This is a genomic window from Streptomyces sp. ME19-01-6, from assembly GCF_033793745.1.
Taxonomy (GTDB): Bacteria; Actinomycetota; Actinomycetes; order Streptomycetales; family Streptomycetaceae; genus Streptomyces.
In genome coordinates this window covers 43,932-68,668 of the sequence record NZ_JARAXF010000005.1, presented here as the reverse complement: position 1 = coordinate 68,668, position 24,737 = coordinate 43,932, and the positions used below count along the sequence as shown (strand labels likewise).

Genomic DNA, 24,737 nt, shown 5'->3' with positions numbered 1-24,737 from the left:
GCGCCCTGTCCATGCCCACGGCCGCGACACCCAGGTCGTCGACCCCACTCCGACCCCGGTGATCAACGGCACCGAGCATCGCTTTGACCGGGACGAGCTCGATCCGGCCGTACACCGGCGCGTGTGCCCTGCTCGCCCCCGCCGACGACCTCGGTGCCCGCCTCCGCGACTCCGGCCAGACCTCGAGCGGCCTGACTCGCACCATCCACTACGCCGACCAGAGCTCCACCCGCCGCAGCCGTGCGCTGCCCGAAGCAACGCAACGCACCGTGCTCCTGGCCCGCGCGGCATACACGGTCTGACCCCACGGAGTGGGTCGCGTCAGCGCGCCAGGCGTACTTCGCGCAGCCGGACGGTGGTTCCAGGGTGGGCCGCTTCGAACCGAACTTCGACCGATCCGGCGGGATGGTCCTTGGCGAGTGGGAGCACCTGGGTGGTTTCCTTGCCCTCAGGATCCGGCGAGGGTGTCAAGGTGCCCAGTAGGTGTCCGCTGACCAGCACGCGGGTGGGTCCGGCGTCGCTGCCGAGGAGGTGGGTCACCATGAGGGCGGTGGCGGCGCGGTCGGGGTCTGTCAGGCGGTAGGACCACCATCCGGTGGCGGCCCGCCACCTCAGCCCGTCGGTGAGGCCCGACCAGGTGTCCTGGCCCTCGAACCCGTGGTCGCTTTCGGGCTGTTGCTCGCCGGCGGCGACGGTGTCAATGGTTCGGTCGTGGAGCGTGAGTGCCGCTTCGTCAGCCGCGCGCAGTTGCGCTCGCCGCTGAGGGAGGCGCTGCGGTTCGGCCAGGGGGACGTAGAGGGTGTAGCGGGTTTCGTGGATGCCGGCGAACGGGACGAGGACGACGGGCTCACCGGCCGGCGCGTCCACATGGTCCACAGCGAAGGCCAGCCGGTCCGGGTCGGGCCGGCGTACGCCGGCCGCAGGATCGGAGGAGCTTTCGGCGAGCACGATGGGCAGGTGTTCCAGGGGGCGCAGCGGGCCGCGGGCGACGTGCCCCATTCGGGAGTCGTCGGCGAAGTGCCCTACGAGGTCGGTGCGGTCGCCTTCGGTCGCGAGGACGGTGGGTCCGTAGCGGAAGGACACCCATGGTGAGCCGTCGGGGAGCAGTTCGGCGCTGATGCGCGGGTGCAGGCGCATGGTGACTGTGTCCCCGTCGTGCCACTGCCGCTCAAAGCGCAGGTATGTCAGGGGTTGTCCGCCTGCCGCGGGGCGTGTGGTGAGCGGGGCCGGGCCGCCCTCGGGCGGTGCGCTGTTGATGCGGACCTGGGGCGTTCCCTCGTTCCAGTCGGGGACGCGCAGGTGGAGGGCCACAGGCGTGGTGGGGGCCTGGCAGACGACGAGGGTGACTTCGTCGTCGTGGGGGGGTTGTCGTGGTCTGCTCCAGTACCAGGTTCTGTTCGGGCAGGCTGAGCCGGGAGGCGATGAAGAGGTTGACGAACAGGTCGCCGCCTTCGGTGGTGTACACCAGCTCGCCGTACTTCGCGTGGTTCTCCAGCCCGGTGCCGACGCAGCACCAGAAACAGTTCTGGGGCGTCGAGGCCACGCGGTAGTGGCCCGGTCTGACCGGTGTGAAGTAGACCAGCCCGCCCTTCGGATGCAGGGAGGAGAGGATGTGGTTGACCGTCGCGCGTTCGTAGTGGTCGAGTACCTCGGCGTCCGGCTGCTCCAGGAACAGCGCGCGGCTCAGCTTGAGCATGTTGTAGGTGTTGCAGGTCTGTCTGCTCGCGCCGGTACGAACGGCGCGCAGAGCCGGGCGGTCGGCCTACCGCGGGGAGAGCGCTGTGGAGCGGGACGTCTCCAGGACCGAGGCGTGCCGCATACCGGGGGGCAGGACCAGGGAGGCGGGCTCCCAGTCCAGGCCGTTGTCGCTGCGGACCGCTCCGTACCGCCCTTCGAGGAAATGGTCGAAGATCATGATCCATTCGTCTCCGCGGCGGAAGAGCGACGGTCCTTCCACCACGGAGGGAGTCACCGGTCCCTTGGGAGAGGTGTACGGACCTCCGGGAGTGTCGAACGTGGTGACGTGGATGTCCTTGTGCGCGGTCGCGACGTCGTTGGTGCCCCGTTCGTCCTTGAAGGCCATGAGGAAGCCGCCGCCTTCCACTTCGCGCACGGTGGCGTCGATGACCGAGTGACCGGGGTCGAAGAAGACGTCGGGGGCCGAGAACGTGCGGAAGTCCTCGGTGACGCAGTGCCAGATGCGGTGGTCCTGGCCGACGTGCTCGAAGTCGCGGCCCTCGGCCGTGCACCCGGACTCGACGACCGACGACCAGATGAGGTGGTACAGCCCGGTCCCGCGGTCCAGGAAGAACTCCGGGGCCCAGGCGTTGAGGGCTCCTTCCACACCGGCCATGACCGGGAGGAGTTCCTGGGGGGACCAGGTGACCAGGTCCACGGAGGTGGCGTGGGCGATGTACGGGCTCGTCCAGCCGTCGGTGGCCAGCAGGTGGAACAGCCCGTCGGGGCCCACCCCGATGAAGGGATCCCGCAGCCTGCCGGTGCCGACCGTGCCCCGCAGGACGGGACGTCCGCCGTTCGCCGTCACGAATTCCTCGCCGTCATGGCTGTACGCCAGATGCAGTGCCTCGGCGGCGGTGGTGAAGTATGAGACCACGTACATCGGTGGGCGGTCCTTCCGGAACGTCGGGGCAGGAGCCCCTGGACGGTGAGGTCGTCTGTGTTGCGGGTGGTGTGGAACAGGCGGCGTCGGGGAGCCGCTGGTCATCGAGCCCGTCCCGGTCGCGCCGGGAGACGGGCGGGGAAGTCTCCGGGCTCCCGGGGCTCTCCCGGTTCAGGACTTGACCGCGCCGGCGGACAAGCCCGCGACCACGTGCCGCTGCAGCAGGACGAAGATCAGGAACAGGGGCAGTACGCCGAGCAGGGCGGCCGGGAACAGGGTCGTCGGCTGCACCGCGTGCGGGTCGATGAACGAGTAGGCGTTCACCATGACCGTCCGCTTGTCGGGGTTCTGGAGGAAGACCAGAGGAACGATCAGGTCGTTCCAGACCTGGAGCGAGACGAAGGTCAGCAGCGTACTGGTGATGGGGCGCAGCAGCGGCAGGATGATGGTGAAGAAGGTGCGGAAGGCTCCGCATCCGTCCAGTGCCGCGGCTTCCTCGATGTCCATGGGGATCGAGCGGATGAAACTGGTGTAGAAGAACACGGCGACCGGCAGGAACATGGCCGTGTAGACGAAGACCACGCCCGCGTAGTTGTCCAGCAGGTTCAGATCCCGCATCAGCAGGTACAGCGGAGCCACCACGACGAAGACCGGTACCGATGTGCCCAGGATGAACAGCCGGTACACCCAGGTCGACCAGCCCTGCGTGATGCGGGCCAGCGGGTAGCTGGCCAGGGAGCCGAGCACGGTGATGCTCAGACAGCTCAGGCCCGTGATGAGCAGCGTGTTGAGGGCGCTGCGTCCGTAGTGGATCTGGCCGAAGGCGTCGGAGAAGTTCTTCAGGGTGAACGAGTGCGGGATGCCGAGCGGGTCGCCCGCCACGTCCGCCGCGGTGCGCAGCGACGTGACGACGGTGAAGAGGAACGGCAGGACGAACACCAGCACGCCGAGGCAGAGCAGCACGGTGCGGAGGGCACCGGCCGCGCGGCGCAGGGCGGGACCGGAGGACGGGGCGGACGTGACGAGGGGGGCGGCGGGCCGCCGGGGCGTCCTGGGGGGAAGGGTGTTGGAGGTCATGTGGGAAGCCGTCCGTCAGATTCGTCGCTCACGGAGCCGGAGCAGGGAGGAGGTGGCGCTGGACAGGACGACCACGGTCACGAGGAGCAGTACGGAGACGGCGATGCCAAAGGCGAACTTGCCGCCGCCGAAGACGTTCCGGTAGACGAGCATGGTCAGGGTGTCGGTGGCTCCGGCCGGGCCGCCGTTGGTGAGGACGAGGGGGAACTCGAAGACCTTGAGGGAGCCGATGAGGCTGAGCGTCACGTTCACGGTCAGCGAGGGGGCGAGCATCGGCCACTCCACACTGCGGAAGCGTCGCCAGCCGCGCGCGCCGTCGACCGCGGCGGCGTCGAGGAGCTCGGTGGGCACGCTCATGTAGCCGGCGAGGAAGATGGCGCAGGAGTAGCCCGCGAACATCCAGATGTTGACGGCGGCCACGGCGTACAGGGCCGTGGAGGTGTCCCCGAGCCAGACGTGCCGCAGCGAGTCGAGGCCGAACAGGCCCAGCAGCCCGTTGATGCCCCCGTCCGGAGCGAACAGGTACGACCAGATGAAGGCCGCCATCACCGGTGAGATGAGCGTCGGCGTCAGCAGTACCACGCTGAGCGTCTTGCGGACCCTGGGCCGGCGGAAGAGCATGCTCGCGAAGAGCATGCCGAGGCCGTTCTGCACGACCACGACCACTGCCGCGTACAGCACGGTGTGCCACAGAGCGGCGGTGACGTTCGGGTCGTCGGCCATGGCACGGTACTGGTCCGTGCCGACAAAGTGGGCGATCGGACCGCCGAGGCTGTCGGTCATGCTCAGGTAGACGCCGCGGACCAGCGGATACAGCATGAACACGCCGTATACGACGATCGCCGGAAGCAGGAAGGCGGCCATCGTGGCGCGCCGTCGGTGGAACACGGGGATCCTCCTCTTGCCCGCGTGAGCCGTGGCGGGGGCGGCCAGAAGCCGCCGACTGCGCCCCCACCACGGCTGATCGGGGTGGCCGGGTTACTTCGCGGACGCCGCAGTCTGGATGTCCTTCAGCGTCTGCGCGGCCGATGCCTTGCCCAGCAGGTACGCCTGGATCTTGGAGCCGGTCGCGGTCTCGGCGGCCCCGCTGTACCAGGTGTTGGACGGCATGATCCGGTAACGGCCATCCTTGAAGGCCGTCGTGAAGGCCGTCGTCTCGGGGCTCTCCGGCGTCGTGCCGCCCGTGAAGGGCGATTCCGCGTGCTCGGCCGCCAGGTACTTGGCGAGGTTCTCGCTCTGCGACCAGAACTTCACGTACTCGCGTGCGGCGTCACCCTGCTGGGACTGGGAGTTGACGGCCCACATCGTGCCGGAGAAGAGCATCCCGTTGGGCTTGGTGCCCGCGGCACCGCCCGGCCAGGGCGCGAAGGAGACCGGGAACCCGGCCTTCGCGACGTTGGAGACCTGCCACGCGCCCTGGTACCAGAAGGCGCTCTTGCCCGCACTGAAGTCCTGCGGCCCCTGCGCCCACTCGTCGACGCCGAGTTCCTTCTTCCAGCTGACGTACCCCTTGTCCTCAAGGGTCTTCAACTGCTCCAGCGACGTCTTCCAGTCCGGATCGAAGGAGGCTTTGCCGCCCAGGAAGTCGGAGTCCCACTGCTTGTTCTTCTGGTAGACGAGGGTCGATCCGGCGGCCTGGAAGACGGACTCGCCCGTCCAGCCGGACTTGTCGGGCAGCGCGATGGGGTCGATGCCGGCCTTCTTGACCTTGGCAAGGTCGTTCAGGAACGTCGGCCAGTCGGCGGGGACTTCGCTGATGCCTGCCTTCTTCAGCAGGTCCGTGTTGGCGTACAGGCCGATGCCGATGAGCTCCATCGGCATGGCGAGCGTCTTGCCGTCGGCCGTCGCGAAGGGCTTGGCGTCGGGGGCAATCCTGCTCGCCCACGACTCCCCGGACAGGTCGGCCAGGTAGCCGGAGGCACCCCACTTCTTCATCTTGTCCGTGTCGACCATGATCACGTCGCCGGCCTTGCCGCCCAGCAGCTCGGGCTGGAGCTTCTGGGTGTAGGTGTCGTTGGCGGTGATGTACTCGAAGTCGACCTTGATGTTGGGGTGGGCCTTCTCGAACGCCTTGTTGATCTCCGCGACGTTCGCCGGCTCCGCGCCGCCGCCCTTCCACGCCTCGACGTGGAGGGTCACCTTGCCGTCGCTGGAGGCACCGGACGACCCGCCTGCGCCGCACGCGGCCAGCGACATCGCCATGGCGGCGACCGCCAGAAGTCTCCCAGAACGCTTCATTGCACACCTCACCCATCGTCGGTACGGGCCGACTTGTCATCTTTGAAGGGTTGTTAAACCGGTCGGATGGCCTCCATGCAGGTACGCCTGGTGCGTCAGGTAAGAGACCGGTTGATCCATGTTGCGGCGAAGTTTCGCGCCGATGGCCGGGACTGTAACGCAAAACTTATGGCACAGCTATAGGTAACTTTCCGTGCCGATCGGATTGCTTCTTGTGGTCGGCTAGCGCAACCGACGGCTTCCGTGCCTTGATGTTTCGCCTGTTCAAGGGGCTGTGACGCGCTCGCGGAGAGGGCCGTTGACGCACTCTACGCCTTATCGTTACAGTTTCCAGCAGGTGTCGTGGAGGTTGGGGCAGTAGAGCCCCTAAGGTCTTCACCGTCGAACGGCGCGTAGTACGGCGCGGCTTCGCCGAGGCGGCACAGGGAGGCGGCATCTCGCCGGGACCCGATGAGCGTTCGGCTCGACCGAGTCGGCAGGCAGAAGGAGTTGGGGTGGCAGGCCGGGTGACCATCGCGCAGGTGGCCGAGGAGGCCGGCGTCTCCGCCATGACGGTGTCCAACGTCATGAACGGCAAGCCGGGAGCATCCGAGGAGACCCGACGCCGCGTCCTGGAGGTGGCTGGGCATCTCGGATACCGGCCCAATGTCGCGGCCCGCAACCTCAAGGCCGGCCGCAGCGGCCTCATCGGCCTCATAGCACTGGACCTGACCAGTCAGTACGGCCTGGAGATCCTGCGCGGCGTCGCCGACGAACTGGCCGAAGCCGAACAGGAGTTGCTCGTCAACGCGACCTACCACGACGCGGCACGAGAGAAGGACCGGGTCGAGTTCCTGACACGCGGCCTCGTCGACGGCGTGCTCATGATCGCGCCAGTCCTGGAGGACAAGACGGTCGAGTTGCTGCACCGTCAGAAGCTGCCCTGCGTCATCATCGACCCTCGGCGCCTGGACGTACCGCTGCCCCGGCTCAGCGTCGACAACTACCACGGAATGCGCCTCGGCACCCAGCACCTCATCGACCTCGGGCACACCCGGATCGCCTACCTCCGCGGCGAGGAGGACCTCGAAAGCACCTCCATCCGCTTCCAGGGCTTCGAGGACGCGATGCGGCTCGCCGGGCTGGCGGCCGACGAACGTCTCGTCGCCTCATGCGATTTCTCCTACGCCAGCGGCTTCCGCGCCGCCGCTCGCCTGATCGATGAACACCGCCCGACGGCCATCGTCTCCGGCGCCGACCTCATGGCGCTCGGCGCGATCGACGCCGCACGCTCGCGTGGACTCGACGTGCCCACCGACTTCTCGGTCGTCGGCTTCGACGACCTCCCGCAGGCCGCGCAGAGTTTCCCCGGCCTGACCACCGTGCGGCAGCCGCTCCACGACATGGGCCAGAAGGCAGCGCGCGCAATGCTGTCCCTCATCGAAGGACAGAAGCTCCTCATGGAGCACATGGAGGTGGGCACCCATCTCGTGGTACGCAACTCCACCGCCCCGCCACCTGCCGACGGGGCGGCGTGACCGCGCGAGGTCGCATTGGTTCGTCGCCGCTCACGTGAAACGGTCCCGGGCGAGGAATCCGAGGCCGAATGGAGCGTCTCCCCGGGGGGAATCCCAAGGTCAGCGCCGAACATCTCAGATCCGGTTCCATCACGGGCCGCAGGCCGTTGTGCCTGCGGCCCCGCTCAGGTGTGGGGGTCAGGACGGGGCGCCGTACCGGAGACCGCGTCCATCGGTGCCGACATGGACCCGGCCGTAGAGGTCGGGGGCGCGGGTGACGATGCCGAGGCCGGCGTAGTTGCCCCACTGACGGGCCTCGTCGTTGGCGCGGAGCTAGGTGGCGCCTCGGGGCCGCGACGCATGGGGGCTGCCGGCGGCCAAGCCGCACAGCGGCTCCGCCTTCGACCTCCTCGGCAGCACTCCTCGCCTGCCCGGAAAAGCGGCCACCCGCCGCAGTCCGCCGCCGCGCTGCTGGCGTCCACATGGAGCTGGACGCGGGTAAGGGCCCTGATGGCCTGGTCTTCCTCGGCGAGAAAGGCGCGCCCTTCCGCCGCAGCACGTTCGGCCGAAAGTGGCGCAAGGCCCGTACCGCCGTCGGCATGCCGGAGGGCTTCCGCTTCTACGACCTCCGCCACACCGGACACACGCTCTCGACCGCTCGGGCGCCACTCTCAAGGACACGATGGTCCGCGCAGGCCAGTCCTCCGAGAAGGCCGCGCTGATCGCCAACATCGCGGTCGACTTCGTCCACCCGCACAGCGATATGAGCACCTACCGCCTGGTGGTCGTACCCAACCTCTGCCTGGTCGACGACACCGGCGCCGACAACTTCACCGCGCACGTCCGCGCGGGCGGCCACCTGCTGATGTCGTACTTCTCGGGCATCGTCGACGCGTACGACCGGGTACGGCCCGGCGGCCACCCTTGCGCCTTCCGCGACCTGCTCGGTATCGAGATCGACGAGTTCGCGCCCCTGCGGCCCGGCGAGACGGTGGGCCTGCACCACGTCGGCCACACCGGCACGGCCACCGACTGGCAGGACGTCATCGACCTGGCCGGCGCCGAGTTGCTGGCCGCCTACACCGACGGCGAGCTGAAGGGCGGCCCGGCCGTCACCCGGCACCGTTTCGGCACCGGCACCGCGACGTATTCTCGGTACCTCACCCGACCGCGAGACCCTGCGCCGCCTGGTCCTGGCCTGCGTCACCGGCGCCGGAGTGACGCCCGCCCTGGACACCCCCGCGGGTGTCGAAGCGGTCCCCCGCCGAGCCGCCGACGGCACCGAACACCTCTTCCTGCTCAACCACACCCCCGATGAGGTGACCGTCGTCTCCGGCACCGGCACCCCGGTGGACCTGCTCGCCGGTGACGTCCCTGCACCCGTCAGCGGCCACCTGTGCCTGCCGCCGTTCGGCGCGGCGGTCCTGCGCGACGACCCCGCACAACCAACCCTGAGAGAGGAAGCATGAGACTCTCGGCGTGCGCGGACGTCATGTCCGCCGGCATGACGAACATGGCCTGTTGAAGTGCTGTCCCGGCTGAAGCCGGGAGATTCCCTCCTACCTTGCGATGACGGGCTCGGGCGACCCAACCGTGGACGCGGATGACCGCGAGCGCCCCGAGAACGGCCGGTCAACGGACGTCACCTGATGCTGGACATGGCTTCCGCCACTCCTTTCTCGAACGTTCCGTCATGCGTCGGCGAGACGCTCGAAGCGCGGGATGCGTGCGAGGTCGCACCGCACCGTCACGGCTGTGGGGCCCTCGACGACAGTGCCGTCGTCGCCGCGCCAGCGGCCTGCCGGGAGGGCGACTCTCCGCTCGGTGGCGCCCTGCGTGGTCACCGGTGCCACGATCAGGTCCGGGCCGAGGAAGAACTGATCGGTGACATTCTCCAGTCCGCTCGCGTGGTAGGCCATCGGGCGCACGATCGGCTCACCGGTCCGGGCGGCCTCGTCCACGAGGCCGAGGATGAGCGGCAGGAGGGACGCGCGGACCGCCAGCGCCGCGTGCACCGCGGCGAGATGGACGTCGTCGAGAACGCGAGAGGGCCTGACGGAGAACTGCATCATCGGACTCAGCGCCGCGATCTGGGCGTACCGGACGAAGAATTCCTGGTCCGTCGCCCCCTGCTCGCCCATCGCCACGATCTCACCCCCGCCGATCATGTCGGGGCAGGTGAAGGGGTAGCCGATCATGCCCTGGGCGAGCATCTCGGGGATGAGCGACTCGATCCCGGCCGTACCCCACCGGGGCGGCTTGTCCTGCAGCCGTTGCCCGAGCGGCTGACCGCCCATCCGCCAGCACGCCCGGTACTCGTTGAACGGGTATCGCAGTCCCACCCGTGCCCACGCCTCGCACAGGTCGACAGGTTCGGCCGGCGTGGCCGTGAGGTCGTCGGCGCGGTAGTCCCGTATGTCACCGGCGTCGAACTTGAAGCCGTCGACACCGGTCTCGGCCGTGAGGGTGTCGAGGTGGCCCGTCAGCCAGGCGGTGGCGGCGGGATTGGTGAGGTCAAGGAGGGCGCTGAACCCGTTCCACCACCGGCGGATCGCAGTGTCGCCCTTCCGGTCGCGGATCAGCAGCCCCTTGCCTTCAAGTTCCCGGAAGGCGGCGGAGTCCGGGCTGACGAACGGGACGACCCACACCATGACCGAGAAGCCCCAGTCGTGCAGCCGGCGGATCATCGCCGCCGGGTCGGGGAAGCGGGCACCGTCGAATCGCCAGGTGCCGTAGCCGGGCGACCAGCAGTCGTCGATCATCAGGACACCGGGCGGCATCCCGGCGGCCAGGAGATCGGCGGCGAACCGCAGGACCGCCTCCTGCGTGGGCGTGTAGGGGAACTCGATCCACGTGTTGTACTGCGGCCCGGTGAACAGCTCCCGCGCGGGCGCCCGCCCCGACGGGCTGAAGAAGCGGCGCGCGGCCCTCTGGTACGCCTCCCGCAGGGTGGCGCCGGCCTGGCAGACGCGGACCTTTCGACCCGTCACCCGCAGCAAGCCGCCCTGGCGGCCTTCGAACGCGAAGGCGAAGGGCCGGTCCGACCAGATCACGCGCCCGTGCGTCGATACCAGGAGCGGGCTGCTCTGATTCGACGGCGCGGAGTCACCGGACTCATGCCGTAGGGCTACACCGAGATCGCGTACGAACGGTTGCTCGCCAAAAGGCATCAGCAGGCCGTCCTCCGCGGCGCCGCCCCACCAGCGCTCGCCTGCCTCGAGGATCAGCTCCACTTCGTCGTCCACGGTCAGTTCCTCGAGACCGTCTACGGGCGGAGCAGGCACAGGGTGGGAGAACATCATCACGACCTTCAGCGGGAAGAGGGCAGGCGAATAACAGCAGGCAGCCACACGAAAGAGCGATACGTATCGCGCGATACGTATCGAACGTAGAGCAGGCATCGAGGCAACAGCAACATCCCTGCGGTGCCGGAGCCGCGACAAGGACCGTCACACACCGGGGCGAGGGTCGGCTAGCGTGTCGACACATGGCACGAGATGAGCGGTCGCCGGACAGGCGCAACGGTCGGTCCGCGCCCACGAGCAGGGACGTTGCCGCGCTGGCGGGTGTCGCACAGAGCACGGTGTCCGCGGTCATGAGCGGCAAGCGCGCCGTATCCGCCGAGACACGCGCTCGCGTGGAGCGGGCGATGCGCGAACTGCGCTACCAGCCCAACGCCGGCGCCCGGACGCTGCGTACGGCAAAGTCGAATGTGATCGCACTGATCGTGCACCTCGGCCCCAAGGCCGACGCGGCGGAATCGGTCCCCTACATCGACACGATCATCGAGGAGGCACGCCGGCACGACTACGAGGTGGTCCTGAGCACCGTGCGGGAAGGCCCGGACGGCGTTACCCGCCTGGCCGGCCGCTCGATCTGTGACGCCTTCGTCATCATGGACATCCAGCCGGACGACGACAGGGTTCCGGCGGCACACGAGCTGGACCTGCCCGTGGTTCTCGTCGGCCGCCCGAAGGATCCACAGGGCCTCGACGTGGTCGACTTCAACACCCGGCGCTCCGCCGAGCTGCTGGTGGACGAGCTCGCCATCACCGGACACCGGCACATCGCGGTGCTGGGAGAACCCGCGGATGAGCAGGAGCGTTTCCAGTTCGTGCTCGACTTCTACGACGCCGCCACAGATCGGGCCGCCCTCCACGGAATCGAGCTGACCGTCGTCCCGCGCCCGTTCGACGGCTGGGACGGCATCGCCGCCTGCGCGGATCAGTTCCTCACCCACCGTGACGACCGGCTGGGCTTGATCACGCGCACCCCGCGCGTCACCGAGTGGCTGGTCCGGCTGCTGCACGACCGGCAGCTCACCCCCGGCCAGGACGTCTCGCTCGCCAGCTTCTGCACGGACGACACCGCACTGTCGTACGCGCGCCCCATCACGAACGTCTCGCCCAGGCCGCGGGCCGTCTCGAGCCTGGCGATGAGGTTCCTCTTCGAGCGGCTCGGGGGCGCGGACGGTCCGCCACGCCTGGAGCTCGTCCAGCCCAAGGGACTGGAGCGTCGCGCCACGACGGCACTGTTCATCAAGGGGGGCTGACGCGGTCGCACCGGTGCACGGGTGCCCCGCCGGTTCTCGATACGGCGAAGAGCGCGGCTTCCTCTTGATGCGGGTCAACGGCGGTGTCACGGTCGCGGCACGCCAGCGATACGTATCGCTCGACGGCACCTCGGGATCCGACATGACGCATGCCTGAGGCCGAGGCGGGCCCTCGGGCTGTGATGCTCCCGCGTCCCTCCGCTGGGAGCTCGCTGGCATCTGGAGTCCTATGGCGAGCCGGGGCCTGATGGGCTGCTCTTCGTCGGCGAGAAGCGAGAAGGGGGCGGCCTTCCGCCGTACGTCCTTCGGGCGGAAATGGCGTCGTGCCCGTGTTGCAGCGGGTCTACCGGACGGCTTCCGCTTCTACGGCCTTCGTCACACCGGACACATGCTCTCGACGCGTTCCGGCGCGACGCTCAAGGACACCATGGTCCGGGCCGGGCAGTCCTCGGAGAAGCCGCACTGATCTATCAGCACTCGGACGACGAGCGACAGCGCGAGCTGGCGGCCGGGCTCGAACGAGATGGTGCGCGCCGAGCGTGCGAAGAGCCATGAGGAGAACTCCGCGCATCACAAGGCGGAGGCCACCGGAAGTAACGGAGGGCTCAGCGGGGCAGGCCGGCGGGGGCACCGCACGAGTTGGTGAGTTCTGCACAGCGATGGGCTGGCGTCCGCGCAGGCTCTGGCGGCCACGGCGCCTTCGCCATGCCCGACGCTCTGTATGTTGCCCCTTCGATCTCGGCGCCAGCCCGTCACGTTCAAGGTGGCGGGCGGGCTTCCCGGCGGCACCCTGCGGGTGTGGTCCACCGACCTGTCGCAGCCAGGGAAGGACACGCCGACATTGGTGCGCGGCTCCGACCTGACGGCGACCAACGGGACGTACACGCTCACCTTGCAGCCCGGTCGTGTCTACACGGTGACCACCACCAGCGGGCAGGCCCCCGGCACCGCCACCTCCCCCCAGCGCAGCCAGCTTGCGCTGCCGTACTCGGACAGCTTCGCCGGCTACAGCGCCGGACGCGAGGCCAGGTACTTCGCCACCATGAACGGCGCGTTCGAGTCGGCCTCCTGCGCCGGCGGCCGCAGCGGTCACTGCCTGCGCCAGATGGCACAGGCCCAGCCGATCAAGTGGACCCATGAGAACAGCACCCAGCCCTACACGATCATGGGCGAGCTGGGCTGGAGCAACTACACGGTCAGTTCCGACGTGCTGCTGGAGAAGAGCGGCAGCGCCGCCGAGATCCTCGGCCGGGTCGGCACCCAGGGCCGTAACAACGGCGGTCTGAACGCCTATCCCCTGCGTCTGTCCGACACCGGCGCCTGGTCGGTGCTGAAGATGAGCTGGACCACGAACAACACGTGGATCTGGACCACCCCTGGCCGGCGGCACCGTGTCCGCTCCCGGAACGAATACCTGGCACAAGCTGTCCCTGGGCTTCCAGGGCTCCACGATCACGGCAAGACCTCTCCGGCACCTACAAGATCATCAAGGTCAGGAGCGGCGAGGCCCTCGACGCCTCCGACGGCGGTACCGCCAACGGCACGCCGATCATCCAGTGGACCGACAACGGCGGTACCAACCAGCAGTGGAGGCTGGCCCGCAACAGCGCCGGCTACTACAGCATCACCGGTGTCGCCAGGGGCAAGGCACTGGACATCCCCTTCGCCACCACGACGCCGGACACCCAGTTCCCCCTCTGGACTCCCACCGGCCAACCAAACCAGCAGTGGCAGATCGCTCCGTCCGACAACGGCAACTACACCATCGAGTCACGCTCGAACGGCTACAAGGTCGCCATCTCCGCGAGCTCCACCGCCGACGGCGCGGTCATCATCCAGTGGCCCACCACCGGCGGCACCAACGCAGTGGAAGCTGGTGAAGATCGCCTGACCCTCATGCAGTGAGCCCCAGGGCGGGGCAGGCCGTGCCCTGCTGAGGCGGCCAGTCCAGCCGAGGACTGGTTGAGGGAGCACAGGCCGAGCAGCTCGTGCTTCGGATCCTCCCCGGGCATGTAGTCGCGACACCAGAGCCAAGGAGTTCGGGTCGTGGTAGCCGCCGACAGCCGATCCAGACCCGCATGCCGTGACGTGGCTGACGGTAGCTCTCCAATATCGCCGAGTGCCCCTCTGAAGCCACGTCCGTGAGCCACAGATCAACTTCGTGGCTGCCGTGCGGCGGCTGGCTGTTGGGGACTACATCCTTTGGTGTATGCGGCTTTGGCCGGATGGCGGACGGTTGACCGGCCCGCGTTGACGAGTCTGGTGCCCCGCCGGTGCCGAGGTGGTGCCGGGATTCGTGAGGGGACAGATCAGGATGATCGTCGCGCAGGGGTTGACCAGGCGGTACGGGCAGGTGACAGCCGTCGACGACGTGTCGTTCACAGTGGAACCGGGTGTGGTGACCGGGTTCCTGGGACCGAACGGCGCCGGCAAGTCCACCACGATGCGGCTCATGCTGGGCCTCGACCAGGGCGAAGGCCGCACCACCTTCAACGGCCGCACCTACGCGGAGCTGGAGCAGCCGACGCAGACGGTCGGAGTGCTGCTCGACGCGGGAGCCGTGCACCCCGACCGGACGGCGCGGGCGCATCTGCGGATGATCGCCGCGGGCGCGGGTCTGCCGCGTCGGCGGGTGGACGAGGTGCTGGAGATGGTCGGCCTGGGGTCGGCCGCGAACCGGCGGGCCGGAGGGTTCTCGCTCGGCATGCGGCAGCGGCTCGGGCTCGCCGCGGCCCTGCTCGGCGACCCCGCGACGATCATGCTCGACGAGCCCGCCAACGGGCTGGACCCCGAGGGCATCCGGTGGCTGCGCGACCTGCTGAAGGTGTTCGCCGCGGAAGGCCGGACCGTGCTGGTCTCCTCCCACCTGCTCAACGAAATGGCGGTGCTCGCCGACTCCCTGATCGTGCTGGGCGGGGGCAGGCTGATCGCCGCCGAGTCGGCCGACGACTTCATCGCCCGTCACTCCCGCAAGGAGGTGATCACCCGTGCCGACCAGCCCGAGGCGCTGCTGCGCGCGCTGTGGGGCGCCGGGTTCGAGGCGTCGCAGGAACAGGACGACCGGATCACCGTGGTCAACACCACCACCGACGACGTGGCCGCCGCGGCCCGAAGCGCCGGCGTGACCCTGCTCGAACTCTCCGCCGTACGGGCCGACTTGGAGGAGGCGTTCTTCAAGGCCACCTCCGACGTGGCCACGTACAAGGCGCACGCACCGCAGGGCCGGAACTGACCGTCACCGACTTCGAAGAGAGAACCGTCATGCTCAACGCGCTTCGCTACGAACTGATCCGCATCCGGACCCTCCGCTCCACCTGGATACTCCTGGCCGCCGGTGCGGCCCTGCAGTTCCTCGTGGCCTACCTGGCCGCCGGCCACCACGAGAGGCCCCCGATCGGGCGTCTCCTGACCTCGTTCGACACCGGGACGCTGCCCCTGGTCCTGCTGTTCCCGATGGCCATCGTGGTGGGTGCGTTCGGCCACGAGTACCGCTACCGGACCATCACGACCACGATCCTGACTCTGAGGTCCCGCCCGGTGGTGATGGCGTCGAAGGCGGTGATCTCGGCCCTCCTCGCCGCGGTCACCGGCGTCCTGCTGGTGCTGGTGACGCTGCTGGCCGAGATGCTGCGGGGTGGCGCGCCGGACGACTGGGCGCGCATCGGGCAGGTGCTGGCCGCGGTGGTCCTCTACGCGGTGCTGAGCTTCCTCGTCGGGCTCGGCCTCGCGGCGCTGACCCGCAACGCGACCGTGGCCATGATCGTGATGCTCGCCGTGCCGACCGTGGTGGAGGGCCTCCTGCCGAACGTGCTGAAAGAGTGGTGGATGCAGCCCTTCTACTCCGTCGTATCGCTGGTGGACGCCTTCAAGTGGCAGTCGCCACTGCCCCTGACGGCGCTGGCCGCGCTGGTCGTCGTCGGCGCGGGTACGGCGCTGGCACGACGGGACGTGTGATGCCGTCCGCCGGACAGCCCGAGGGCGCCGCGACCGCGGCGAGCCGCGGCGACGGGAGTCCCCGCCCTTGGTGGGGCGGGGACTCCCTGCTGCTGTGGCTCGGGGACGGGGCAGTGGGAGCGGTCGTGGGAGCCCTCGGCGTGGCGATGGCCCGCGGCTCCGCGTTCGGGCTGCTGGCCGGCGGACGGACCGTGGTGCCTCTCGCCGTGGCGTGTGTGATCGTCCTGCGTCGCCGCCTCCCCCTCACCGCGGCGTCGGCCGCGCTGCTGGGCTGGGTGCTCGTGGGCACACTCTGCGCGGTGCCCGTGGCCTGCTGGACGGTGGCGAGGCGGTACGGGCCCTCCGCCGTGACCTGGGTGACCGCCGCTGTCGGCGGCGTGGTGGTCGTCGCGCCGTGGAGCACCTGGCCCTTGGGACTCGGCCTGCCGGTCATGGCGGGCGCTGCGGTCACCACGGTCGGTGCCCCGGTCGTGCTCGGACTGTGGCTGCGGCAACGCTCGCAACTCCTCGCCGGACTGCGCGAGCGAGCCGACCAGGCCGAGCGCGAGCGGAGCCTGCTGGCCGCGCAGGCCGTCTGCGAGGAACGCACCCGCATCGCACGGGAACTCAACGACGTGGTGGCCCACCGGATCAGTCAGATGACCCTGCTGGCCGGCGCGCTGGAGATGACCTCCGGCGACGCCGCCGCAGTAGAGGCCGCGACCGCGATACGGACCGCCGGAGCGACGGCGCTGAAGGAGCTGCGCAAGTTCGTCGGCGTGCTCGGCAAGGGGGACGAGGACGTGCCGCTGCACCCTTTACCGACCGTTCAGGGGGTACGCCGACTGGTCGAGGAAGCGTCCCGCTCTGGCAGCCGGATACGCGTCGGCTTGCCCGGCGAACTGCCCGAGCTTCCCGGCACGACCGAGCGGGCCCTGTACCGGCTGGTGGAGGAGTCCCTGGCCAACGCGGAGAGGCACGCGCCCGGCGCCGAGGTGGACGTGACCCTCGGGGTGTCGGACGAGGAGGTCACCGTCTCGGTACGCAGCTCACCCGCGGCGTGCCCGTCGGCGGCTGCGGCGGAAACCGGTTTCGGACTGCTGGGGCTGCGTGAGCGGGTGGAGCTTGCGGGTGGCAGGATGACGGCCGGCCCCCGTCCCGGGGGAGGCTTCCTGGTCACCGCGAGCCTGCCGAGGTACCCGTCATGATCCGAGTCGTACTGCTGGACGACGAGCCGCTGGTGCGGGCCGGGCTGCGGATGATCCTGGAGAGCAGCGGGACCGCCGAGGTCGTGGCGGAGGACAGCGACGGCACCCGCGCCGTCGAGCTGGTGCAGGCGCACCGGCCCGACGTGCTGCTGACCGATATCCGTATGCCGGTCGTGGACGGTCTGGAAGTCACCTGCCGGGTGCGCGCGTTGGCCTCTCCGCCCGAGGTGTTGGTGCTGACCACCTTCGACCTCGAGGAGTACGTGTACCTGGCCCTCCAGGCCGGCGCCGTTGGGTTCCTGCTCAAGGACGCCCCGCCGCACGAGATCGCCCGTGCCGTCGAGATCGTGGCCAAGGGCGAGGCGATCCTCGCCCCAGCCGTCACCAAACGGCTGCTGACCCGGTTCGCCACCGGCGCGGGCAGCAAAGCCTCCGAGGCCAAGGGGAAGCTGTCCCGGCTCACCGGCCGGGAACGGGAGGTGGCCGCCGCCGTGGCCACCGGAGCCGCCAACGCGGAGATCGCCCGTACGCTCCACATGAGCGAGGCCACCGTGAAGGTCCACATCAGCCGGATCATCACCAAGCTGGACCTGGAGAACCGCACCCAGATCGCCATCCTCGTCCACCAGGCAGGCGAAGCCTGACCCACAACGGCCAGGCGCGGCCGCTGTCTCCCGGCTGCCACGGCACATCTCTCCTCCTCACCTCTTCCTTTCCCTCTCCCTTTCCTCCCTCCTTCGGCCGGAGACCTCCGGCACGATCAATGACGTACAAGGGGCCGGCACAGTGGTGCACCTGGTTCTGTTCACTCCCGCAGGCGTCTTCTTCCTGATCTTCGCCTGCAGCTTCGCGTACGACCGAAGACTCATACGCAACGGCGTCTACCTGTTCTTCGCGCTCCTCTTCCTGTTCGTAGGGCTGGCGGGGGAACTGCTGCAGGTGTCGGTGAGGGCGGCCGGGTTCCTGATCGGCGCTCCCTTCCTCCTCCTGCCTCCGATGATGCTCGTGCTCGCCGTCTTCCTGATCGTCAACGGGGTGACGATGCTGCGCCGTGAGGGCAGGAGCCCGGCGAACCTGCTGTCGCTGGCGGCAGGTGTCGGCATCATCCTGGTCTTCGCGCTGAGGCAACTGGCCCTCCACACCCGATGGAAGCCGCTGGAGTTGCTGATGGCACCGGTGACAGGCGTCCTCACTTATGTCTCATTCCTCTTCGTCTGCTTCCTGCTCTACTCCTTCGTCTACGGCAGGATCGGGCACCGGGGTCGCCACGCCGTCGACTTCGTCGTCGTCCTCGGTTCCGGGCTGGTCGGAGGCTCGCGTGTCCCGCCGCTGCTGGCCGGCCGGCTGGAGCGGGGACGCGCCGCCTTCGACGCCGAACGGGACAAGGGCCGGGATCCGCTGCTGCTGACGTCCGGCGGCCAGGGGCCGGACGAGGACCTCCCCGAAGCGCGGGCGATGGCCGACTACCTCATCGCGGCCGGCGTACCGGCCGACCGGATCCTGGTCGAGGACCGGTCCCGCACCACCCAGGAGAACCTGCGGTTCAGCAAGGCGCTCATGCAGGACCGCAAAGCGGACTACCGGGCCCTGGTGGTGACCAACAACTTCCATGTCATGCGCGCCGCACAGATCGCACGCAGGGAGAAGGTCATGGCACAGGTCGTCGGCTCACCGACGGCCCGCTACTTCTGGCCGAGCGCGACGATCCGCGAATTCGTGGCCGTCTTCCTGTCCCACCGGGTGCTGAATCTCGGCATCTGCGCGTTGCTGGTCGCCCTCGCCCTCGGCCTGGCGCTCGCCCTGTGAACCCGTCCCACGTGCGGCGGAGCCGCGGGCGAAAACCCCCGGACGCTGCTTGACCTGCATGGATACCCGTACCGTCGCCACATGGTGATCCAGGTCGTCACCCATCGGACACGGTCGGGCATAATGCGCGCCGTCTGGCCGACGGCCGGGTCCGGGGCCGGCCGCCACCGCTCCGGCGGACCTGCCCACCGTGCACCGAGGTGACGTGTGATGACGCAGCCCCCTGCCGATGACCTCGCCGCCCGCCCCATCCGCGGGCGCGGCATCCTGAGAGCCACCGTGGTCGCCATGCTGGTGTTCGCGGCCTACTGGGAGCAGGAGCAGCTCTGGCACTACCACGTCAGCCTGTGGTGGGACCTGCTCGTGCTGCCGGCCTGCCTGGTCGCCCTCGCGTGGCCGGTCGCCAAGCGGCCGGCCTGGTTCACCGCCGAACTGCGCACCGCCGTGCCCGCCGGCCTCGTCTTGATCATGGCGGTCCTGCGGATGACCGGTGTCGTGCAGGGAGACGAGATGTCCTTCGCGGTGTCCGGCGCCCTGTCGGGTCTGCAGCTGATCGCGGTCCGCGACTGCCGTCCCCGGTGGGTGGTCGGGTGCTCCCTCCTCGTCGGCGTCGCGCTCCTCGTCCAGTCCGGCCCCTTCGGCGTCTTCCAGGGCGCCGGCATGGCGGCACTCGGTGGCTATCTGCGCGCCCTGGCCAAACGCCGCCGTGCCGCCGTCGCCGCGACCCAGCGCGCCGAGCGTCTGGCGATGGCGGCGGACCTGCACGACTTCGTGGCCCACCACGTCACCGGCATCCTGATGCAGGCCCGCATGGCACAGATGGTCCGGACGACCGATCCGGCGCAGTTGGAGACGCTCCTGGAGGGTGTCGTGCACGGCGCCACGGAAGCGCTCGCCTCCATGCGCCGCACCGTCGGCTTCCTGCGCGACAGCCTTGAGGAGACGGCCGAGGGAAAGGCGGCCGCCGATCGCCGCGTGGGCACGCTGGCATCCCTTCCGGAACTCGTCGAAGACTTCGGCGGCCCGATAGGCCCGCAAGCGGTACTCCACCGCGACGAGTCGGTTCCCGACGACCTCCCCTACGACGTCCAGGTCGCCGCCTACCGCGTCGTGCAGGAGGCCCTTACCAACATCCGCCGCCACGCCGCCGACGCCACGGAAGTCGCCGTCCACCTTGCCCATGACGGCCAGGCCCTGGAGGTGACCGTGCTCGACAACGGCAAGGGCGGCACGGCTCTGCCGGCCGCGGCCCGAGGCGGCGGCTTCGGACTGGTCGGCCTCACCGAACGCGTCACCGCGCTCGGCGGCGAACTGCGCACCGGGCCACGCCCCGACCGAGGCTGGCAGGTCACCGCCGTACTCCCTGCCCCAGCGGGCGACCCAGCGCGTGAGGCCGACCCCGGCGCCGCCGGTGTCCGCATTGCTTACGGCTGATCCGAGCCCGTGGGTCAGACGACGCCCGGCCGGCGCCGGGCGTCCTTGCTGCCGATGACGAACCAGCACAGGGAGCCGATAAACGGGGCAATGAAGGCGAAGATTATCCAGATCAGCTTCATCCCCACGGTAAGGGGGGACCTGAGGATGCTGACCAGTGTGCTGATGAAGAACACCAGGCAGGCAAGGGCGATGAGAAGGAACACACCGGTTACCGCCGCGCTGATCACATCTCCGCCGGTGGCGGCGAGGGTCATGTGGTGTACAAGCACATCGACACCGCGGTGGACGCGGCACGTCGGACCTTCGACGCGCCCGGTGGCTGGGCGAGTTGGGAGCCTGGGCGCCGGGCCGACGTGATGGAACGCTTCGCCACCGAGATGGAGGCGCGGGCCGGCCGCATCGCGGAACTCGTCAGCCTGCAGAACGGCATGCTGATCAGCATCTCCCGGCAGCTGGAGGTCGGTTACCCGACCGAGGTACTGCGCTACTACGCGGGACTGGCCCGTGCCACCGACTTCTCCGAGGTCCGTGCCGGACTGATGGGGGGCTCGGTCGAGGTGCGCCGGGTTCCGGTGGGCGTCGTTGCGGCGATCGTGCCGTGGAATTATCCGCAGGTCCTGTCCATGTTCAAGATCGCACCCGCGATGGCCGCGGGCTGCACGGTCGTCCTCAAGCCGTCCCCGGAGGCCGTGCTCGACGCGTTCGTCGTCGCGGAGGCGGCCGAGGCCGCGGGCGTTCCCGCCGGGGTGCTCAACGTCGTGCCGGGCGGCCGGGAGGCGGGCGCCCATCTGGTGTCGCGCGCGGGCGTCAACAAGGTCGCCTTCACCGGATCCACCCCGGCCGGCCGGGCCATCGCCGAGACCTGCGGACGGCTGCTGCGCCCGGTCACCCTGGAACTCGGCGGAAAGTCCGCGGGCATCATCCGAGACGACGCCGACCTCAGCCCCGCAAAGATCGGTGAGAGCCTGGTCCGCGTGCCCCTGACCCACAGCGGCCGGACCTGCCACCTCAGCACCCGCGTCCTCGCCCCGCGCAGCCGCTACACCGAGGTCGTCGACCTGCTCACCGAACTCGCCCGCAGCCTGCCCATCGGGGACGCGATGGAATCGGCCACGGCACGGGTGACGGCCGTCCGGTCGGCGACGTCAGCCACCCTGGCCGCGGCCCTCCTTGGCCGCCGCCTCCAGGCGTTCCTTTCCCCGCGCTATCAGCGACACCTTCGCCCCGCGGCCCGCAAGCAGCTGGGCCGTGGCCAGCCCGATGCCGCTCGACCCGCCGGTCACGATCGCATGAGCCGAGCCGAGCTCCACAGAACCGCTGCTTGCTGTGGTCGTGTTCACGGGATGCACCTCTCCGCTGCGCGCCGTCACTGTTGGTCCGCCAAGTCCTGGTGTGCTCGCCCTACCAGCTCCACGAAGCCCTGGGGATACCGCAGCGGAAAAAGGTGACCGCCGCGGACGTGGGTGAGCCGTGCCAGTGCTCCTGCCCGGCGCAGGGCGTCGAGGAAGGCGCGCCCATTACCTTCGTCGTAGAGCCCGGTTCGGGTTCGTGGCCATCGGGGCCACGATCAGACGATTGCTGATCGCCTACGAGCACTACGGCTCTCTCATCCAGGCACGCCGCGCCGTCAGAGCCTTGAGCTCGTCGAGCGATTCCCGCATCACCTGGGACATCTCGCGTTCCTCGGAGGCCGAGAGCCAGAGCCGGAAGCCGACCTTGAAGACGGCGATCCCCGCCTCGGCGGTCAAAGTCGCGGACGGCTCGGCGACGCCGCGTCGGCGCAGGGCGTCGGCGATCGCGGCTGACATCGAGGCGTACTTGGTCAGTTCGCGCTCCTGGAGTTCCGCGTTCGCCGCGATGACGGCCTGGCGCTGGCGGTACTCGCGGGGGTCGGCGAACGCCTGGGCGACCGCCTCAAGTCCCGCCGCTACGGCGTCGATCGGCGCCATGGACTGCGGTGCCTCGGCTACTGCGGTCACGAACTGCTCCTGCAGCGCACCGGATTTGCCGAACATCACCTCGCACTTGTCGGCGTAGTGCCGGAAGTACGTCCGCTCGGTGAGGCCCGCCCGCTTGGCGATCTCCGCCACCGTGGTCTGTTCGTAGCCGCGCTCACCGAACAGCTCCAACGCCGCTTGCGCCAGGCGACCGCATGCGTTCGGCTCCCATCTGCCCATGCCCGGATCCTACGCGATGACAGTGACTGACATCAGATGTTAGGGTCCGACGACAGTGACTGACATCAAGAGTCAGGGGTCCTCTCCCATGCGCATCTTCGTGACCGGTGTGTCCGGCTGGATCGGCTCCGCCCTCGTACCCGAGCTCATCAACGCAGGGCACCAGGTCCTCGGGCTCGTCCGCTCCGACTCCACCGCCGACGACCTCGCAGCCGCCGGGGCGGAAGCAGTCCACGGCACCGTTGACGACCTCGACGTCCTGGGCAGCACCGCCGCCGCCTCGGACGGGGTGATCCATCTCGCCTTCAAGAACGACATGGCCTTCGCCGGCAACCTCCAAGGCGCTGCCGAGGCCGACCGCCGCGCCGTCGACACCTTCGGCGACGCGCTCGCCGGTACCGGCCGCCCCCTCGTCATCGCCTCCAACCTGCTCGGCCTCGCGCCCGGGCGTGTGGCGACCGAGCGGGACAGGGCCGCCATCGACGGCTCACCAGGCGCGATGCGGCAGGCCACGGCCCGGGCCGCGCTCGCACTCGCCTCGCGCGGCGTGCGCTCATCCGTGGTGCGACTGGCGCCCACCTGCCACGGCGAAGGGGACAACGGCTTCATCGCGATGCTGATCTCCATCGCCCGGTCCAGGCGTGTCTCCGGCCACATCGGTGACGGCGCCAACCGATGGCCGGCCGTCCACCGCCTGGACGCCGCACGGCTGTTCCGCCTGGCGGTCGAGAAGGCGCCTGCGGGATCAGTACTGCACGGCATCGCCGAGGAGGGCGTCCCGATCCGGGACATCGCCGAGGTGATCAGCCGGCACCTCGACGTCCCGGTGGCTTCCGTGGCACCCGAGGCCGCAGCCGAGCACTTCGACTCCCTCGGGGCCCTCCTCAGCTTCGACGCCCCGACGTCGAACACCCTGACCCGCGAACTGCTGGACTGGCACCCGACCCACCCTGGCCTCCTCGAAGACCTCGACACGGGCCATTACTTCCGCACCCTTGCCACCACGGCCTGACAGCCGCGAAGACGCCACCTGCGCGGCTGTGCCTCCACCTCGGACCCCCAGCACCCCGGAACACACCGAGGAAGCGCACGGCCGTCAGCCGCACCGAGAAGCCCGGTTGCGGGCCCGCCGCTTCATCACTTCACCAGCACATTCCCACCGATTGAGGCCAGTAATGACGAGCACGTCGCTCACCAAGACGAGGGAGAACACATGCGCGTCGGAGTAGCCATGCCCCAGTTCGCCCCGACAGAGAACCTCAAGAACGTCGCTGACCGCGCCGCCGAACTGGGCTGGGAAGCCGAACAACTGGGGATCGACTCGGTCTGGTTCAACCAGCCGGCCACCCATGACGCCATCGTGCTCGCGGCCGTCGTGGGCCGGGAGGTCCCCCGCATCACCGTGGGCACCGCCGTCGTACCCATGCATCCACGACACCCGCAGATCCTCGCATCCGCGGCCAAGACAGCCCAGGCGGCCACCCACGGCCGCTTCCAACTCGGCATCGGCCTCGGCGCGCCGGACCTGCTCACACACGCCTACGGCCTGCCCTACCCGCCGCCGATCGCTCACCTGCGCGAGTACCTCAGCGCCCTGCGGCCACTGCTCGCAGGTGAAGTCACCCCCTACGAGGGCAGCACCCTGACATCGCGCCCGGTCGGACCCACCAAGGTGCTCGGCGCCGAACCGGAGATCCCGCTGATCGTGGGCGCCATGGGCCGCCAGGCACTGCGCGTGGCCGGCGAGTTGGCAGACGGAACGATGCCCTTCCTGGCCGGACCCCGGACCCTCGAGGAACACATCGTTCCCCGGATAACCGAAGCAGCCGCGCGTGCCGGCCGCCCCACTCCACGGGTGAACGCCTCCGTCCCCGCCATCGTGACCGACGACATCGACCAGGCCAGGGCCGCAGCCACCGCCCATCTGGCCTTCTACGACTCGATCCCGTCCTACCGCCGCGTCCGCGACATGGAGGGTGCACACCGCGCCGTCGACCTCGCACTGATCGGCGACGAGGCGACGGTCGCAGCCGGACTGCGCCGCTACATGGAGGCCGGCGCCACCGAGATCACCGTCGCCTACACCGACATCGCCCGCGAAGAAGACCGCCGGCGCACCTGGCAGCTCGCCGGCGAGCTGACGCGCTCAGCCTGACCTCGGCAGCGGCAGGCGACCCGTCCCGCTCTTCGTGG

The 24,737-nt window shown here is 69.4% G+C and carries 22 protein-coding genes and 5 pseudogenes; 16 read left to right on the top strand and 11 right to left on the bottom strand.

The genetic code is table 11. The features are described from left to right. The first annotated feature begins 83 nt into the window (after positions 1 to 83). Positions 84 to 302, top strand: coding sequence for a hypothetical protein (locus PV419_RS13655; RefSeq protein ID WP_319688341.1), 219 nt, complete (start codon positions 84 to 86; stop codon positions 300 to 302). A gap of 19 nt (positions 303 to 321) precedes the next feature. Here the strand turns inward: PV419_RS13655 and PV419_RS13650 are convergent, their stop codons facing one another. The 7 genes and pseudogenes from PV419_RS13650 to PV419_RS13625 all read right to left on the bottom strand — a co-directional run bounded on the left by PV419_RS13650 (position 322) and on the right by PV419_RS13625 (position 5,935). Beyond that, the gene (locus PV419_RS13650; protein WP_415925309.1) at positions 322 to 1,137 is read right to left on the bottom strand and encodes a DUF6805 domain-containing protein; all 816 of its coding nucleotides are present in this window, start codon (positions 1,135 to 1,137) and stop codon (positions 322 to 324) included. Between the two features lie 51 nt (positions 1,138 to 1,188). After that, positions 1,189 to 1,311: pseudogene (locus tag PV419_RS53265) on the bottom strand (hypothetical protein); the annotation flags it as partial. A 169-nt stretch (positions 1,312 to 1,480) separates the two neighbouring features. Beyond that, positions 1,481 to 1,747, bottom strand: a pseudogene (locus PV419_RS13645) (beta-L-arabinofuranosidase domain-containing protein); the annotation flags it as partial. A gap of 15 nt (positions 1,748 to 1,762) precedes the next feature. Beyond that, the gene (locus tag PV419_RS13640; protein WP_319688337.1) at positions 1,763 to 2,620 is read right to left on the bottom strand and encodes a glycoside hydrolase family 43 protein; all 858 of its coding nucleotides are present in this window, start codon (positions 2,618 to 2,620) and stop codon (positions 1,763 to 1,765) included. Between the two features lie 171 nt (positions 2,621 to 2,791). Next, a complete protein-coding gene (locus PV419_RS13635; protein ID WP_319688336.1) occupies positions 2,792 to 3,697 on the bottom strand; it encodes a carbohydrate ABC transporter permease in 906 nt (301 codons plus the stop codon). 15 nt (positions 3,698 to 3,712) lie between these two features. After that, on the bottom strand, positions 3,713 to 4,585 hold the full coding sequence (locus PV419_RS13630) for a sugar ABC transporter permease (RefSeq protein WP_319688334.1): 873 nt from the start codon (positions 4,583 to 4,585) through the stop codon (positions 3,713 to 3,715). Between the two features lie 90 nt (positions 4,586 to 4,675). Continuing rightward, a complete protein-coding gene (locus PV419_RS13625; protein ID WP_319688332.1) occupies positions 4,676 to 5,935 on the bottom strand; it encodes an ABC transporter substrate-binding protein in 1,260 nt (419 codons plus the stop codon). A gap of 494 nt (positions 5,936 to 6,429) precedes the next feature. Between PV419_RS13625 and PV419_RS13620 the strand changes: the two genes are divergently transcribed. From PV419_RS13620 to PV419_RS13605, 3 genes and pseudogenes are all read left to right on the top strand, one after another. After that, on the top strand, positions 6,430 to 7,452 hold the full coding sequence (locus PV419_RS13620) for a LacI family DNA-binding transcriptional regulator (protein WP_319688330.1): 1,023 nt from the start codon (positions 6,430 to 6,432) through the stop codon (positions 7,450 to 7,452). A gap of 458 nt (positions 7,453 to 7,910) precedes the next feature. Continuing rightward, positions 7,911 to 8,749 (top strand): annotated as a pseudogene (locus PV419_RS13610) (beta-galactosidase trimerization domain-containing protein); the annotation flags it as partial. Beyond that, entirely contained in the window at positions 8,649 to 8,900 is a 252-nt protein-coding gene (locus PV419_RS13605) for a Beta-galactosidase C-terminal domain (protein WP_319688329.1), read from the top strand. The pseudogene PV419_RS13610 and the gene PV419_RS13605, both read left to right, overlap by 101 nt. Before the next feature lie 222 nt (positions 8,901 to 9,122). On the opposite strand, the gene PV419_RS13600 is transcribed toward PV419_RS13605, so the two are convergent. After that, on the bottom strand, positions 9,123 to 10,676 hold the full coding sequence (locus tag PV419_RS13600; RefSeq protein WP_319688328.1) for a glycoside hydrolase family 31 protein: 1,554 nt from the start codon (positions 10,674 to 10,676) through the stop codon (positions 9,123 to 9,125). 242 nt (positions 10,677 to 10,918) lie between these two features. Here PV419_RS13600 and PV419_RS13595 point away from each other — a divergent pair, with 242 nt between their 5' ends. From PV419_RS13595 to PV419_RS13555, 9 genes and pseudogenes are all read left to right on the top strand, one after another. Next, positions 10,919 to 11,983: a LacI family DNA-binding transcriptional regulator gene (locus tag PV419_RS13595; protein WP_319688327.1), complete on the top strand. Its 1,065-nt coding sequence runs from the start codon at positions 10,919 to 10,921 to the stop codon at positions 11,981 to 11,983. A 721-nt stretch (positions 11,984 to 12,704) separates the two neighbouring features. Continuing rightward, a pseudogene (locus PV419_RS53260) lies at positions 12,705 to 13,241 on the top strand (galactosylceramidase); the annotation flags it as partial. Between the two features lie 101 nt (positions 13,242 to 13,342). Further along, complete coding sequence (locus PV419_RS13585) at positions 13,343 to 13,888, top strand: RICIN domain-containing protein (RefSeq protein WP_319688321.1); 546 nt, start codon at positions 13,343 to 13,345, stop codon at positions 13,886 to 13,888. Positions 13,889 to 14,297: 409 nt separating this feature from the next. Continuing rightward, positions 14,298 to 15,215 (top strand): ATP-binding cassette domain-containing protein, encoded by a 918-nt coding sequence (locus PV419_RS13580; RefSeq protein ID WP_319688315.1) that lies wholly within the window; start codon positions 14,298 to 14,300, stop codon positions 15,213 to 15,215. Between the two features lie 29 nt (positions 15,216 to 15,244). Further along, entirely contained in the window at positions 15,245 to 15,937 is a 693-nt protein-coding gene (locus tag PV419_RS13575) for an ABC transporter permease subunit (protein WP_319688309.1), read from the top strand. Continuing rightward, positions 15,937 to 17,124, top strand: coding sequence for a sensor histidine kinase (locus tag PV419_RS13570; protein ID WP_319688303.1), 1,188 nt, complete (start codon positions 15,937 to 15,939; stop codon positions 17,122 to 17,124). The genes PV419_RS13575 and PV419_RS13570 overlap by 1 nt, the downstream gene beginning before the upstream one ends. Further along, positions 17,121 to 17,768: a response regulator transcription factor gene (locus PV419_RS13565; protein ID WP_319688298.1), complete on the top strand. Its 648-nt coding sequence runs from the start codon at positions 17,121 to 17,123 to the stop codon at positions 17,766 to 17,768. Before PV419_RS13570 ends, PV419_RS13565 begins: the two co-directional genes overlap by 4 nt. A 145-nt stretch (positions 17,769 to 17,913) precedes the next feature. Continuing rightward, complete coding sequence (locus PV419_RS13560; RefSeq protein ID WP_319688293.1) at positions 17,914 to 18,930, top strand: YdcF family protein; 1,017 nt, start codon at positions 17,914 to 17,916, stop codon at positions 18,928 to 18,930. A 210-nt stretch (positions 18,931 to 19,140) separates the two neighbouring features. Then, on the top strand, positions 19,141 to 20,364 hold the full coding sequence (locus tag PV419_RS13555; protein WP_319688289.1) for a sensor histidine kinase: 1,224 nt from the start codon (positions 19,141 to 19,143) through the stop codon (positions 20,362 to 20,364). 14 nt (positions 20,365 to 20,378) lie between these two features. On the opposite strand, the gene PV419_RS13550 is transcribed toward PV419_RS13555, so the two are convergent. Next, entirely contained in the window at positions 20,379 to 20,621 is a 243-nt protein-coding gene (locus tag PV419_RS13550) for a PLDc N-terminal domain-containing protein (RefSeq protein WP_319688284.1), read from the bottom strand. Between PV419_RS13550 and PV419_RS13545 the strand changes: the two are divergent. Then, a pseudogene (locus tag PV419_RS13545) lies at positions 20,622 to 21,494 on the top strand (aldehyde dehydrogenase family protein); the annotation flags it as partial. A gap of 18 nt (positions 21,495 to 21,512) precedes the next feature. Here the strand turns inward: PV419_RS13545 and PV419_RS13540 are convergent. Together PV419_RS13540 and PV419_RS13535 are read right to left on the bottom strand one after the other, a co-directional pair. Then, positions 21,513 to 21,650 carry an SDR family NAD(P)-dependent oxidoreductase gene (locus tag PV419_RS13540; protein WP_319689045.1) on the bottom strand — a complete coding sequence of 46 codons (138 nt, stop codon included), beginning with the start codon at positions 21,648 to 21,650 and terminating at the stop codon, positions 21,513 to 21,515. 312 nt (positions 21,651 to 21,962) lie between these two features. Continuing rightward, positions 21,963 to 22,544: a TetR/AcrR family transcriptional regulator gene (locus PV419_RS13535; protein WP_319688279.1), complete on the bottom strand. Its 582-nt coding sequence runs from the start codon at positions 22,542 to 22,544 to the stop codon at positions 21,963 to 21,965. An 88-nt stretch (positions 22,545 to 22,632) separates the two neighbouring features. Here PV419_RS13535 and PV419_RS13530 point away from each other — a divergent pair, with 88 nt between their 5' ends. Continuing rightward, complete coding sequence (locus PV419_RS13530; RefSeq protein ID WP_319688273.1) at positions 22,633 to 23,556, top strand: SDR family oxidoreductase; 924 nt, start codon at positions 22,633 to 22,635, stop codon at positions 23,554 to 23,556. Positions 23,557 to 23,757: 201 nt separating this feature from the next. Continuing rightward, positions 23,758 to 24,699 (top strand): TIGR03564 family F420-dependent LLM class oxidoreductase, encoded by a 942-nt coding sequence (locus tag PV419_RS13525; protein WP_319688268.1) that lies wholly within the window; start codon positions 23,758 to 23,760, stop codon positions 24,697 to 24,699. Positions 24,700 to 24,737 lie beyond the last annotated feature (38 nt).

What these genes read in the sequence shown, in the direction of transcription:
- PV419_RS13650 (WP_415925309.1), bottom strand. Translation starts at nt 1,137, where the DNA reads ATGCGCCTGCACCCGCGCATCAGCGCCGAACTGCTCCCCGACGGCTCA.
- PV419_RS13640 (WP_319688337.1), bottom strand. Translation starts at nt 2,620, where the DNA reads ATGTACGTGGTCTCATACTTCACCACCGCCGCCGAGGCACTGCATCTG.
- PV419_RS13635 (WP_319688336.1), bottom strand. Translation starts at nt 3,697, where the DNA reads ATGACCTCCAACACCCTTCCCCCCAGGACGCCCCGGCGGCCCGCCGCC.
- PV419_RS13625 (WP_319688332.1), bottom strand. Translation starts at nt 5,935, where the DNA reads ATGAAGCGTTCTGGGAGACTTCTGGCGGTCGCCGCCATGGCGATGTCG.
- PV419_RS13595 (WP_319688327.1), top strand. Translation starts at nt 10,919, where the DNA reads ATGGCACGAGATGAGCGGTCGCCGGACAGGCGCAACGGTCGGTCCGCG.
- PV419_RS13580 (WP_319688315.1), top strand. Translation starts at nt 14,298, where the DNA reads ATGATCGTCGCGCAGGGGTTGACCAGGCGGTACGGGCAGGTGACAGCC.
- PV419_RS13575 (WP_319688309.1), top strand. Translation starts at nt 15,245, where the DNA reads ATGCTCAACGCGCTTCGCTACGAACTGATCCGCATCCGGACCCTCCGC.
- PV419_RS13570 (WP_319688303.1), top strand. Translation starts at nt 15,937, where the DNA reads ATGCCGTCCGCCGGACAGCCCGAGGGCGCCGCGACCGCGGCGAGCCGC.
- PV419_RS13565 (WP_319688298.1), top strand. Translation starts at nt 17,121, where the DNA reads ATGATCCGAGTCGTACTGCTGGACGACGAGCCGCTGGTGCGGGCCGGG.
- PV419_RS13555 (WP_319688289.1), top strand. Translation starts at nt 19,141, where the DNA reads ATGACGCAGCCCCCTGCCGATGACCTCGCCGCCCGCCCCATCCGCGGG.
- PV419_RS13550 (WP_319688284.1), bottom strand. Translation starts at nt 20,621, where the DNA reads ATGACCCTCGCCGCCACCGGCGGAGATGTGATCAGCGCGGCGGTAACC.
- PV419_RS13535 (WP_319688279.1), bottom strand. Translation starts at nt 22,544, where the DNA reads ATGGGCAGATGGGAGCCGAACGCATGCGGTCGCCTGGCGCAAGCGGCG.
- PV419_RS13530 (WP_319688273.1), top strand. Translation starts at nt 22,633, where the DNA reads ATGCGCATCTTCGTGACCGGTGTGTCCGGCTGGATCGGCTCCGCCCTC.
- PV419_RS13525 (WP_319688268.1), top strand. Translation starts at nt 23,758, where the DNA reads ATGCGCGTCGGAGTAGCCATGCCCCAGTTCGCCCCGACAGAGAACCTC.